This window comes from Ideonella sp. A 288, assembly GCF_002198735.1.
Taxonomy (GTDB): Bacteria; Pseudomonadota; Gammaproteobacteria; order Burkholderiales; family Burkholderiaceae_C; genus Pseudaquabacterium.
Window position 1 is genome coordinate 1 of the sequence record NZ_MWLO01000042.1, and the last position, 12,363, is coordinate 12,363.

Annotated in this window: 12 protein-coding genes; 6 read left to right on the forward strand and 6 right to left on the reverse strand. The window is 73.0% G+C overall.

Translation table 11 applies throughout. The annotated features are described in order from the left end of the window. Window positions 1–295: 295 nt before the first annotated feature. From EOINJALH_RS02065 to EOINJALH_RS02080, 4 genes are read left to right on the forward strand one after another with little or no spacing between them, the layout of a single operon-like run. Window positions 296–1,432 (forward strand): MlaE family lipid ABC transporter permease subunit, encoded by a 1,137-nt coding sequence (locus tag EOINJALH_RS02065; protein WP_088278653.1) that lies wholly within the window; start codon window positions 296–298, stop codon window positions 1,430–1,432. Between the two features lie 11 nt (window positions 1,433–1,443). Next, on the forward strand, window positions 1,444–2,355 hold the full coding sequence (locus tag EOINJALH_RS02070) for an ABC transporter ATP-binding protein (RefSeq protein ID WP_088278654.1): 912 nt from the start codon (window positions 1,444–1,446) through the stop codon (window positions 2,353–2,355). Beyond that, window positions 2,352–3,290, forward strand: coding sequence for an MlaD family protein (locus EOINJALH_RS02075; RefSeq protein WP_199873124.1), 939 nt, complete (start codon window positions 2,352–2,354; stop codon window positions 3,288–3,290). The genes EOINJALH_RS02070 and EOINJALH_RS02075 overlap by 4 nt, the downstream gene beginning before the upstream one ends. Further along, window positions 3,287–3,943, forward strand: coding sequence for an ABC-type transport auxiliary lipoprotein family protein (locus tag EOINJALH_RS02080; protein WP_088278655.1), 657 nt, complete (start codon window positions 3,287–3,289; stop codon window positions 3,941–3,943). The genes EOINJALH_RS02075 and EOINJALH_RS02080 overlap by 4 nt, the downstream gene beginning before the upstream one ends. A gap of 108 nt (window positions 3,944–4,051) precedes the next feature. On the opposite strand, the gene EOINJALH_RS02085 is transcribed toward EOINJALH_RS02080, so the two are convergent. Further along, on the reverse strand, window positions 4,052–4,273 hold the full coding sequence (locus tag EOINJALH_RS02085; protein WP_088278656.1) for a glycine zipper 2TM domain-containing protein: 222 nt from the start codon (window positions 4,271–4,273) through the stop codon (window positions 4,052–4,054). Window positions 4,274–4,483: 210 nt separating this feature from the next. Here EOINJALH_RS02085 and EOINJALH_RS30980 point away from each other — a divergent pair, with 210 nt between their 5' ends. Both EOINJALH_RS30980 and EOINJALH_RS02090 read left to right on the forward strand, forming a co-directional pair. After that, window positions 4,484–5,179, forward strand: a complete 696-nt coding sequence (locus EOINJALH_RS30980; protein WP_144289816.1) for a hypothetical protein — start codon at window positions 4,484–4,486, stop codon at window positions 5,177–5,179. Window positions 5,180–5,304: 125 nt separating this feature from the next. Next, complete coding sequence (locus EOINJALH_RS02090; protein ID WP_158219617.1) at window positions 5,305–7,629, forward strand: CARDB domain-containing protein; 2,325 nt, start codon at window positions 5,305–5,307, stop codon at window positions 7,627–7,629. A 24-nt stretch (window positions 7,630–7,653) separates the two neighbouring features. Here EOINJALH_RS02090 and EOINJALH_RS02095 read toward each other — a convergent pair whose 3' ends face one another. The 5 genes from EOINJALH_RS02095 to modA form a co-directional block, all read right to left on the reverse strand. Next, window positions 7,654–8,685, reverse strand: coding sequence for an isocitrate/isopropylmalate dehydrogenase family protein (locus EOINJALH_RS02095; RefSeq protein ID WP_088278658.1), 1,032 nt, complete (start codon window positions 8,683–8,685; stop codon window positions 7,654–7,656). Between the two features lie 152 nt (window positions 8,686–8,837). After that, entirely contained in the window at window positions 8,838–9,683 is an 846-nt protein-coding gene (gene modD, locus EOINJALH_RS02100) for a ModD protein (RefSeq protein WP_088278659.1), read from the reverse strand. Window positions 9,684–9,782: 99 nt separating this feature from the next. Continuing rightward, window positions 9,783–10,886 carry a molybdenum ABC transporter ATP-binding protein gene (modC, locus tag EOINJALH_RS02105; protein WP_088278660.1) on the reverse strand — a complete coding sequence of 368 codons (1,104 nt, stop codon included), beginning with the start codon at window positions 10,884–10,886 and terminating at the stop codon, window positions 9,783–9,785. After that, a complete protein-coding gene (gene modB, locus EOINJALH_RS02110; RefSeq protein ID WP_088278661.1) occupies window positions 10,883–11,569 on the reverse strand; it encodes a molybdate ABC transporter permease subunit in 687 nt (228 codons plus the stop codon). The genes modC and modB overlap by 4 nt, the downstream gene beginning before the upstream one ends. Window positions 11,570–11,596: 27 nt before the next feature. Then, window positions 11,597–12,355 carry a molybdate ABC transporter substrate-binding protein gene (gene modA / locus EOINJALH_RS02115; protein ID WP_088278662.1) on the reverse strand — a complete coding sequence of 253 codons (759 nt, stop codon included), beginning with the start codon at window positions 12,353–12,355 and terminating at the stop codon, window positions 11,597–11,599. Between the last annotated feature and the right edge of the window lie 8 nt (window positions 12,356–12,363).

Below are 12,363 nucleotides of genomic sequence, written 5' to 3' on the forward strand. Positions count from 1 at the left end.
GCTGGCGGACGAGACCCCCACGCAGCGCCTCGACCGCCTGCTGCACGCCTCGGCCGCCAGCGGGGGCGGCGGGGGCGTGACATCGCGGGGAGCACGGGATGCGGTCATGGTGGCGGCCTGTGGACTGCACCGACCGGTGCCCGGGGCCCCGGGACCGTGGGCGCCCTGAAATTGTCCGGCCGGGCCCTCCAGTGCCGATTGAGGCATGGCAAGGCCCGCGGCATGGCCGAGGGTGGCCGTGGGTTCGCTTGCGCACAGACCCGGCACGAGGCCCTGGCTAGCCTGACCGACACCCATGAAGCCGACCCCGGTGGACCCTGCAGCCATCGTTCAGCCGACGCCGCAGGCGATCGAACTGACGGGGCACTGGACCGCCCGCGCGGCCGGCGCCGTCGAGGCGCAGATCGCCGCGTTGCGCGTGCCGTCCGGCGCGGCGGTGCGGGTCGACGCGGCCGGCATCGCGGCCCTGGATTCGGCCGGCGCCTGGCTGCTGCAGCGGCTGCTGGCGCGCCTGCGCGACGGCGGGGCGGCGGTGGACCTGCAGGGCCTGCACGCCGACTTCGCGGCCGTGTTGCAGCGCGTCGAGGCCCGCCGGGCCGAGCAGGTGGCCCATCCCGCGCCGGCGCTGCCGGCCGAGCCCGGCATGCTGCAGCGCATCGGCCGCAGCGCGGTGGCGGCCGTCGAGCAGGGCGCGGCGATGCTGGCCTTCGTCGGCGAATGCGCGGTGTCGGCGGCGGGTTGCGTGGCGCACCCGGCGCGCATCCGCTGGCGGCCGATCCTGTTCAACATCCGCAGCGCCGGCATCGACGCACTGCCCATCGTCGGCGCGCTGTCGTTTCCGCTGGGCGTGGTCATCGCCTACCAGGGCGCCGACCAGCTGCGGCAGTACGGTGCCAACATCTTCGTCGCCGACCTGGTCGGGCTGTCGATGCTGCGCGAGTTTGCGCCGCTGATGACGGCCATCGTCATCGCCGGCCGCTCGGGCTCGGCCTATGCGGCGCAGATCGGCACGATGCAGGTCACCGAAGAGGTCGATGCGATGCGCACGCTGGGCATCGCGCCGATCGAGTTGCTGGTGCTGCCCAAGCTGGTGGCGCTGATGATCGCGCTGCCGCTGCTCACGGTGTTCGCCGACGTGCTGGGCGTGCTCGGCGGCATGGTGATGGCGCGGGCGCAGCTGGGTGTGACCTACGGCGAGTTCCTCGACCGCTTCGTCAAGGCCGTCAGCCCCACCGCCTTCCTGCTGGGCATCGGCAAGGCGCCGGTGTTCGCGCTGATCATCGCCGGCCTGGGCTGCTTCCAGGGCTTCCGCACCCGCGGCGGCGCCGACAGCGTCGGCCGCCAGACCACCCGCGCCGTGGTGCAGTCGATCTTCGGCGTGATCGTCGTCGACGCGCTGTTCTCGGTGTTCTTCAGCGCGCTGGACCTGTAGGCACCCGCGCCATGGCCGACTCGCCACCCGTCATCGAGCTGCGCCACGTCGGCACGCGCTTCGGCAGCCACGTGGTGCACACCGACATCGACCTGGCGGTGCAGCGGGCCGAGGTGTTCGCGCTGATCGGCGGCAGCGGTTCGGGCAAGTCCACGCTGCTGCGCGAGATGGTGCTGCTGCACCAGCCCGACTCGGGCTCGGTGCATGTGCTGGGCAACGACCTGGCCACGCTCGATGCCGAAGCGGCCCAGGCCCTGCGCCAGCGCTGGGGCGTGATGTTCCAGCACGGCGGCCTGTTCGGCGCGCTCACCGTCAAGGAGAACATCGGCCTGCCGCTGCGCGAGCACACCGGCCTGTCCGGCGCGCTGATCGACGAGATCGCCGACTGGAAGCTGGCGATGACCGGCCTGGCGCCCGAGGTCGGCGCGCAGTACCCGCCCGAGCTGAGCGGCGGCATGATGAAGCGCGCGTCGCTGGCGCGCGCGCTGGCGCTCGACCCCGAACTGCTGTTCCTCGACGAGCCCACCGCGGGGCTCGACCCGGTCAGCGCAGCCGGTGTGGACACGCTGGTGCGCGAGCTGCGCACGCTGTTCGGCCTGACCATCGTGATGATCACGCACGACCTCGACCTGCTGTGGCAGGTGGCCGACCGCGTGGCAGTGTTGGCCGACGGGCGCGTGGTGGCCATCGGGTCGATGGCCGAGCTGTCGCACCACGAGGCACCCGCGGTGCGCGCCTTCTTCGACGGCCCGCGCGGCAGGACGGCGCAGCAGCAGGCGCAACAACCCGCAGTGCAGCCGGCAGTTCAGCCGGCGGAGCCATCGGCACGGCAGGCCACGCAGGCCGCACAGGCCGCACCACCGGCCGCACAGGCCGCACCACCGGCGCCACCCACCGGAGAGCCGCCATCGAAACCAAGGTGAACCTCACGCTGGTCGGCGCCTTCGTGCTGGCGCTGGGCGCGGTGATCATCGCCGTGGTGCTGTGGCTGGCCTCGGGCGGCGCCTTCGCCAAGAGCTTCGACCGCTACCTGGCGATCGAGGACGAGTCGGTGGCCGGGCTCAACGTCAATGCGCCGGTCAAGCTCAACGGCGTGGACGTCGGCAAGGTGCAGAGCATCAACCTCGACCCCACCAACCCCGAGCGCGTGCAGCTGGTCTTCGCCATCGAGCGCGGCACGCCGATCAAGGCCGACACGGTGGCGGTGCTCAAGACCCAGGGCCTCACCGGCATCGCCTATGTCGAGCTGGGTGGCGGCACGCGCTCGGCCGAGTTCCTGGTGCCCAGCGCCACGCCGCCCTACCCGGTGATCCGCACCAACCCCTCGCTGAGCGCCCGGCTGGAAAACGTGCTAACCGACGTGCTGGCCAAGCTGGACCGCACCTCGACCACCATCGACGAGCTGCTCAGCGTCGAGAATCGCACCGCGTTCAAGAGCGCGCTGGCCGACATCGCCGCGGTGTCGCGCACCGTGGCCGGCCGCAAGGAGGCCATCGCCGCCGGCATCGGCAGCGCCGCGCGCACCTTCGAGCACGCCGAGCGCGTCAGTGCGCAACTCGGGCCCGTGGTCGAGCGCGTGGGCCGCAGCGCGGCCGCGGTGGAGACCCTGGGCGAGGACGCCGCCGCGGCCAGCCGCGCCGCCGGTCGCACCGTGGCCGAGGTGGGCGCCGACGTGCAGCGCGTGTCGGCCGAGACCCTGCCCGAGCTGCAGCGCCTGCTGGGCGAACTGAGCGTGCTGTCGGCGTCGATGCGCCGCCTGTCCGAGCAGACCGAACGCCAGCCGTCCAGCCTGCTGTTCGGCCGCAGCCCGGTGCCCGACGGGCCCGGCGAATCCTCCACCGGAACCCCCCCGCGATGAATGCCCCGCTGCCGCGTCGTATCCCTGCACCCTGGCTGGCACTGCTGGTGGCGGCCCTGGCCACCGGCTGTGCCGGCATGCTGCCGAAGCCGCCGCCGGCGCCTCCCGCGTTCTACGCGCTCGACAGCGCCCCGGCACTGTCGGCCGGCGCCGCTGCGTTGACCGCGCGCACCGCCGCCACGCTGGTGGTCGACCGGCCGCACGCCGCCGCCGGCTTCGACAGCTCGCGCATCGTCTACCAGCGCGCGGCGCACCGGCTGGAAACCTACGCGCACAGCGAATGGGTGGACGCGCCGGCGCGCATGCTGGCGCCCCTGCTGGTGTCGGCGCTGCAGCGCAGCGGCGGCTTCGGCCATGTGGTGTCGGCCCCCACGCCGGCCTCGGGCGATCTACGCCTCGATACCGAAGTGGTGCAGTTGACACAGGTCTTCGGCGCGGGGCCCAGCCAGATCCGGCTGACCTTGCGCGCCACCCTGGTCGACCAGGCCACGCGGCGTGTGCTGGCCTGGCGTGAGTTCGACGTCACCGAACCCGCGCCCAGCGACGACGCCCCCGGCGGCGTGGCCGCCGCCAACCGCGCCGTGCAGGCGGTGCTGCAGGCGCTGGTGGCCTGGTGCGGCGACGCGGCGGCGCCGTGGCGTCCGCCGCGGTGAACGGGCCCTTGGGCCGACGGAACGCGTCGTCCGCCACAGGCCAGAGGCCCTCAGCCCCCCGAGGGGGTTGAACAGCCCGGCGAAGCCGGATCTGCTCAGGCTGGGGTCTTACTTCTTCTTGTCGCGGTCGACGCGGTCGCCGATCACGCCGCCCACCACGGCACCGCCCACGGTGCCGGCGGTGCTGCCGCCGGTGAGGATGGAACCGGCCACGCCGCCAACGACGGCGCCGGTGGCGGTGTTGCGGTCGCGCTGGGACATGTTGCCGCAAGCGCCCAGCGACAGTGCCGCCACGGCCAGGGCGATGGATGCGATCGAACGTGTGTTCATGAAGTGCTCCTTGTGAGTGATGGATGGTTCTAGGCCGGCGGACCGCGCCCGTCTGTGCGCTGGCTCGCCCTGACACCTGCGGCGCCGGTTGAAACGGACGCCCGTGTCGATTGCGACCGCGCCGGATGACACGCCGAGCGCCCCTTGCGACGCGGCGGGCTCCACGAACGGGCCCGGCATGCCGAAGATGCGTCCAACGGGAGCCATGGCATGCGGACATTCTTCGGCCTCGCCGCCTTGGCGGTGTTTCTGCCTGTGTCGGCTTCGGCCGCCGACCTGACCGCCACCGAGACGCGCTGGCTGCAGGGCGCCTGGCCGGTGATCACCTGGGCCCGCGAGACCCGCCTGCCGCTGGACATCGTCGTGCAACCCCAGCCCACGCCGGGCACGCCGCCGCTGGCCATGGCCTTCCTCGACGGTCGGTGCAAGCTGGTGCTGTCGATGCGCGGCAACCCCGAAGCGCAGGCCACGCTGGACCGCATCGCGCCCGACCTGCTGGACGCCACCCTCGAACTGATGGCCGCGCACGAACTGGGCCACTGCCGCCGCCACCTCGACGGCGCCTGGCTGCGCGCGCCGTCGGGTTTTGCCGCCCGCGGGGCCGCGGCAGGCGCCGCGTCGGCCGGCGATGCGGGCGAGCCGCGGGCCGACTGGGCCGCCGAGCGTCGCGAAGAGGGCTACGGCGATCTCGTCGGCCTGGCCTGGGTGCAGCGGCGCCACCCGCAGCACTACCCGCGCCTGCAGGCCTGGCTGGAGGCCGAGCGGTCGGCCGACCGCGTGCCGGGCACCCCGCACGACACGCTGGCCTGGGTGCGGCTGGCGCGGCGGAGCGCAGCGCTGGCGGGGGCATCGATCTTCGAGGCGGCCACGCGGCTGTGGCCGGCCGGGCTGGCCGAAGGCGACTGACCGCACCGCGCCATGATCTGGCGCAGCCCGCGCCCACGGGCCGCCTGCCGGCGTTGAGGGCACTCAATCGGCGCTGGTCGACCGGATCGAGCATGGTCTCGATGACAGGTCGATCAGGAGCAGTGATGACATCCAAAAGCAATGTCCAAGACGGGCGGGCCGCCGCATCGCCGTGGTGGTGGGGTGCGATCTCGGGGGCTGCGCTGGCGGTGAGCCCGGCGCCGGTGTCGGCACAGGTGCCGTCAATCACCTTCGACGAGGTGCCCGCGGGAACGCAGGCCAACGTCACCTACCGACCAAAGGGCGTGGTGCTGGGATGCCTGAAGGGCAGCATCGGCCATTGCAGCAACGTGGCCGAGGTGGCCAACCCCGGTGCGAAGGGTGGCCCGGCGCAGCCCGCGCCGCAGGTGCTGACGGTGACGCCGAAGGATGGCAGCAGCGCCTGGCCGGCGATCAACGAGCGCGACGGCTACCTGACCGTGCATTTCCTCTCGCCGGTCAGCCAGGTCAGCATCCAGGCCTTGCGCTACAAGCCGGGCAGCGCGGCGTCGATGAACAAGCCCTTCATGCAGGCCTTCGGCAGCGCCAACCAGTTGCTGGCCACCGTGGAGTACCCGGACGGCGCCACCGACTGGCGGCCGCTGGCCCTGACGCGGCCGCAGGCCGACATCCAGTACGTGGTGCTGTCCAGCTACGTCACCCGCGACAGTACCGCCGCCTGGGGCCTGTTCGACAACCTCAGCTACTCTCCGATGCCGCTGCCGCAATGGCTGGCGGTGTCGGCCGGCAACGCCTTCTCGATGGGCCTGCGCACCGATGGCTCCTTGTGGACCTGGGGGGCGGGCCAGCGCGGGCAGCTCGGCAACGGCGGCACCCTCGGCACCGGCACGCCGCAGAAGGTGGGCGGCAACGACTGGCAGGCCATCTCGGCCGGCCGCGAGCATGCGCTGGCCATGAAGCAGGACGGCACGCTGTGGGCGTGGGGCAATGGTGCGGCGGGCCGTCTGGGCGACGGCGGCACAACCGACCGGCCGGTGCCCGTGCGGGTGGGCGGCTGGGCCGACTGGGTGGCGTTCGCGGCCGGCCCGACCCATTCGCTGGGCGTCCGCCGCGAACAGATCACCCGCCCCTACTTCGGCGAGAGCCTCACCCTGTGGGCATGGGGTGCCAACAACGACGGCCAGCTGGGCGATGGCGGCAAGGTCGACCGCGCGTCGCCGCAGGTGGTTCCCACCCTGTTCGGCATCGGGGCACTGGCGGCCAGCCACGGCGTCTCGATCGTGTCCGTCGAGTCGGCTCTCCAGTCGCCAACGAGCGCCTGGCAAAGCTTCAGCTGGGGCCAGAACGGTGCCGGCCAGCTGGGCGTGGGTGACCGTGTCGACAGCGCCATCCCGCGAACGATCCTGCAACCCGGCTTCACCCGGCTGGCGATCGGCGATGGCCATGTGCTGGCATTGGAGGGATCGTCCAAGCTCTGGACCTGGGGCTACAACGCCAACGGGCAGCTCGGCATGGGCAGCACGCAGGATCTGTGGCTGCCCACGCGCGTGCCGGCCACCCCGGGCCAACCCGCATTCGCCCAGGACTCCTGGCAGGAGATCGCCGCAGGCGCGGCGCATTCGGCCGCCATCAAGACCGACGGCTCGCTGTGGACCTGGGGTCGCAACACGCAAGGCCAGCTCGGCGACGGCAGCACCACCGACCGGCCGTTGCCCACGCCGGTGGGCGGTGGCAAGCGCTGGGTGGCGGTGGCGGCGGGCTTCGCGCACACGCTGGCGATCGACGCCGACGGCGCGCTGTGGGCCTGGGGCCAGAACGATGCCGGCCAGCTCGGTGACCACACGACCACCGGCCATGCCATGCCGCAGCCCGCCGGCTTCTGGGTGGTGAGGTCTGAAAGCAGCACGCACGGCCGGATCACGCCTCTGGGCCAGCAGCCGGCAGCCCATCAGTCGGTGCTGCGCTTCACACTGGCAGCCGACCCGGGCTATGCCGCCAGTGCCTCGGGCTGCGGCGGCACGCTGGTCGGTGCGGTGTTCACCACGGCGCCGATCACCGGCGACTGCACCGTGCAGGCCCAGTTCACTGGCGCGCGCGCCAACCTGGTGGTCAGCCGCTTCACGGTGCCGCGCCGGGTGACGGCGGGCCGGCCAGTGGCGTTGGCCTACACGGTGACCAACCGCGGCACGCTGGCTGCGGAGCCTTCGACCACCTGCCTGTCTTATGGGCTGTCGTCGATGCCGTCGTTGCGCCCCAGGAACCTGGCCTGCCGTGCAGCGCCGGCCTTGGCCGCCGGGGCGGAGTTCGCCGAGACCGTGCGTGTCGTGCTGCCGCCTCGGCTGCTCAACGGTCGCTATCGCCTCACGGCGACGGCCGATGCGTCCTTGCAGGTCGACGAATCCGACGAAACCGACAACGCCGCCACCGCCACGATGCAGGTGGGCAACTGAGGGCGGGCCGGCCCGACGCCGGCCTCAGCCGTTGGCAATGCGGCTGACCAGCGCCTTGGTGAAGGCCTCGGTGCTGGCCGAGCCGCCCAGATCACCGGTGCGCACGCAGTCGATGTTGAGCGTGGCGTCGATGGCCAGGCGCAGGCGCTTGGCTTGGTCCGCCATCTTGCAGTGGTCCAGCATCATCGCGGCGGCCAGCATCAGCGCCACCGGGTTGGCCTTGCCCTGGCCGGCGATGTCGGGGGCCGAGCCATGCACGGCCTCGAAGATGGCCGCGTCGGCGCCGATGTTGGCGCCCGGCGCCATGCCCAGGCCGCCCACCAGGCCGGCCACCAGGTCGGACAGGATGTCGCCGAACAGGTTGGTGGTCACCAGCACGTCGAACTGCCAGGGGTTGAGCACCAGCTTCATCGCGCAGGCGTCGATGATCACCGTGTCGAGGATGAACTTGCCCTTGTACTTGCGCTCGTAGAGCTCCAGGCCGGTCTCCAGGAAGATGCCCGTGAGCGCCTTCATGATGTTGGCCTTGTGCACGATGGTGACCTTCTTGCGCCCGGTGGTCACCGCATGCTCGAACGCGTATTCGAGCAGCCGGCGGCTGCCGGCGCGGGTGTTGATGCCGGTGGCCATGGCCACGGCGTGCGGGTCGTCGTCGATCTTCACGTAGTGCTCGTGGCCGATGTACAGGCCTTCGAGGTTCTCGCGCACCACCACCAGGTCGATCTTGTCGAAGCGGCCGCCGGGCACGATGGTCAGCGCCGGGCGCAGGTTGGCGTAGAGCTGGAACTCCTCGCGCAGCCGCACGTTGGAACTGCGGTAGCCGCCGCCCGACGGCGTCTCGAGCGGGCCCTTCAGCGCCAGCCGGGTGCGGCGGATGCTGTCCAGCGTGGCCGGCGGCAGCGGGTCGCCGCAGGCCTGCACGCCGCCCAGGCCGGCGATCTGCCGGTCCCATTCGAACGGTGCCTTCAGCGCGTCGAGGGCGGCCAGCGTGGCGTCGACGATCTCGGGGCCGATGCCGTCTCCGGGGATCAGCGTGGCGGGGATGGTTGCGGTCATGGTCGTCCTGGGAGGTTGTGGCGTTCGGGCCTGGCACTTGCAAGGACCGGGCCCGCAGCATAGCGGCGGGCCTGCCGCTCGACCTTGATCGAACCCCGGCCATTGCACCGGGCGGGCCGCCCCACGGCGGGGCGGCCGGCGCCTGCCGGGCGTCAGGCCACCGGCTCGATCACCACCAACACGTCCTTCGGCGGCGCGAAGTACGGCGCCGAGCTGACCAGCAGATCGGCCCCCGCACGGGCGTAGGCCAGCGCGTTGTCGGCGGTCACGCCGCCGGCCGGGGCCAGCATCGGCCGCAGGTTCAGCGTGAGCAAGCGCTCACGCAACGCGGCCAGGGCCTCGGGCGTGAAGCGCTCCAGCTGGATCACGTCGACGCCCAGGCGGGCCAGCGCCACGGCCTCGTCGGCGTCGGCGGTCTCCACCACCAGCCGCTTCTCGGGCTGGCCCTGGCGCAGCGCCGTCAGCGCCGCCGGCAGGTCGGCCGGGTCGATGAAGCGCCGGTGCTCGGGGAACACCAGCAGGGTTTCGGACAGGCCCAGCCGGTGCATCACCGCGCCGCCGGCCCACACCGCGCGGGCGGCCAGCCCACGGCCGCCGGGCCAGTTCTTGCGCGTGCAGGCCAGCGCCAGGCCGAAGCCGGCGGCGCGCAGCGGCCGCAGGATGTGCGCCGCCTCGGTGGCCAGGCCGCTGGCCGCTTCGACGGTGGTCTGCGCCACCTTCCAGGCCTCGATCAGCGAACCGGCCTGTCCCCTGGCGCGCAGCAGCACCTCGCCGGGGCCGGCGTCGCGGCCACTGGGCAGCTCCACGTGCGCCGTGGCGCCGCACAGCTCGAACAGGCGGGCGGCCTCCTCGATGGCGGCCACGCGCATCACGCCGCGGGCGTGGATGCGCAATTGCCCGGCGCGGGCGCCGATGCCCAGCGAGCGGGTGGTCAGGTCGCCGAAGGGGGCGTCCTCGTGCAGCCAGCGGTTCAGTTCGTCGTCGTCCAGGCGTTCCATGCGGTGTCTCCGGGTGGCGGGCGGCGGTGCGGCCGCGGGGCCGACGCCGGTCTGCTCCTCGGGGGGCAGGCGACGTGCGGGCCTTTGCACACTGTCGCGCTACATCAGCGCCACGCCCTTGATCTGGGCATACAAAGCGTCGCCCGGCTGCAGGGCCAGCGCCTCGCAGCTGCGGCGGGTGATGCGGGCCAGCAGCCACACCCGGGCCCGACCCGCGTCCTGTGCGCCCGACACGCCAACGGCCAGCCGCAGCAGCGCGGTGCTGCGATCGGCCTGCAGGCTGTCCAGCACCACCGGCAGCACGTTGATCACGCTGCTTTCGGTTGGCGCCTGCCGGGCCACGCTCACATCGCGCGCCAGCACCCGGGCGCGCACGCGCTCGCCCGGCGCCGCGGCGGTTTCGCCCAGCCACAGCGTGCCACCGGGAAAGCCGATGCGCGACAGGCCGTAGCCGCGGTCGTGCTCGACCACGGTGGCGTCGATGACGACGCCGGCCTCGTCCTGGCGCGCCAGCGGCAGGTCGGGGCGGGCCAGCAGTTCGGCCAGCGGGCCGGCGGCCTGCACGCGGCCGGCCTGCAGCATCACCAGGTGGTCGGCCAGCCGCGCCACCTCGTCCATCGAGTGGGTGACATAGACGATCGGCAGCGCCAGCTCGCGGTGCAGCCGCTCGAGGTAGGGCAGGATCTCGGCCTTGCGGGCGGCGTCCAGCGCGGCCAGCGGCTCGTCCATCAGCAGCAGGCGCGGCCCGGTGGCCAGGGCGCGGGCAATGGCCACGCGCTGGCGCTCGCCGCCCGACAGCGTGGCCGGCCAGCGCGCCATCAGACCGCCGATGCCCAGCAGGTCCACCGCCTGCGCCAGCGCCTGTTCCTGCGTGCCGCGCTGCCCTTCGGCGGCGCTGCGCTTCAGCCCGTAGTCCAGGTTGCGCCGCACGTCGAGGTGCGGAAAGAGCGCCGCCTCCTGGATCACGTAGCCCAGCGGGCGGCGGTGCGTGGGCACGAAGGTGCCGGTGGCATCGTCCTGCCACACCGCGTCGCCCAGCGCCACGCGGCCGGCCGCGCGGTCCAGCCCGGCCAGGGCGCGCAGCACGCTGGTCTTGCCGCAGCCCGAGGGACCGAACAGCGCGGTGACGCCCTTCTCCGGCAGGGCCAGCGACACGTCCAGCGCAAAGTCGCGCCGTGCCAGGCGCAGCCGGGCCTCGATCACGGCGTGCCCCCGGCGGCTTCGCGCGGCGGCCGGTTGACGACGTACAGCGTCACCAGCACCACCAGCGCGAACACCACCATGCCCGCGGCCAGCCGGTGCGCGTCGGCAAACTCGGTGGCCTCCACATGGTCGTAGATGGCCACCGACAGCACCCGCGTGCTGCCCGGGATGTTGCCGCCGATCATCAGCACCACGCCGAACTCGCCCACCGTGTGGGCGAAGCCCAGCACCGAGGCTGTCACCAGCCCGGGCCGGGCCAGCGGCAGCGCCACGGTGAAGAAGCGGTCCCAGGGGCCGGCGCGCAGCGTGGCCGCGGCCTCGAGCGTGCGCTCGGGGATGGCCTCGAAGGCCTGCTGCAGCGGCTGCACCACGAAGGGCATCGAGTACAGCACCGAGGCCACCACCAGCCCCCCGAAGGTGAAGGGCAGCCGCCCCAGGCCGAGCGACTGCGTGAGCTGCCCCACCGGCCCCTGCGGCCCCATCAGCAGCAGCAGGTAGAAGCCCAGCACGGTGGGCGGCAGCACCAGCGGCATGGCCACCAGCGCGGCCGCCACCGGCTTGATCGCCGAGCGCGTGCGCGCCAGCCACCAGGCCAGCGGCGTGCCCACCAGCAGCAGCAGCACGGTGGTCAGCGCGGCCAGTTCCGCCGTCAGGCGCACGGCCGTCCAGTCGGCGGGGGTCATCGGTGGGCCTCTCGCGTCGTCATGCGGTCAGTGCCCATAGCCATGGGCCCGGATCACGGCCTTGGCCGCGTCGGTCTTCAGGTAGGCCAGCAGTGCGATCGCCGCGGGCTTCTTTTCGCCGGCCTTCAGCAGCACGGCGTCCTGGCGGATCTCGCCATGCAGCGAGGCGGGCACCTGCCAGTAGGAGCCGACCACCGGCTTGCCCGGGATGACCACCTGCGACAGCGCCACGAACCCCAGCTCGGCATTGCCGGTGTGCACGAACTGGTAGGCCTGCGCGATGCTCTCGGCCGTCACCAGCCTTGGCGTCACGGCCTCGGTGAGGCCGCGCGCCTTCAGCACCTGCAGTGCCGCGGCGCCGTAGGGCGCCACCTTGGGGTTGGCCAGGGCCAGGTGGGCGAACCTGCCCGAGGCCAGCACCGCACCCTGCGCGTCCACGAAGCCCGGCTGCGCGCTCCACAGCACCAGCCGGCCGATGGCGTAGGTGAAGGGCGTGCCGGCCACGGCGTGGCCTTCGGCGACGAGCTTCTTCGGCGTCTCGTCGTCGGCGGCGATCAGCACCTCGAACGGCGCGCCGGCGATGATCTGGCTGTAGAACTTGCCGGTGGCGCCGGCCGAGACCTTCAGCGTGTGGCCGGTGGCGGCGGTGAAGCCTTCGCCCAGCTTGCCCAGCGGGCCGGCGAAGTTGGCGGCCACGGCCACGGTGACCTCGTCGGCGCGGGCGGCCGGCGCGGCCAGCGCGAGGGCGGCCAGGCCCAGGGGGAGAAGGCGGTGTCGTGGGGGCATGGTCGGGG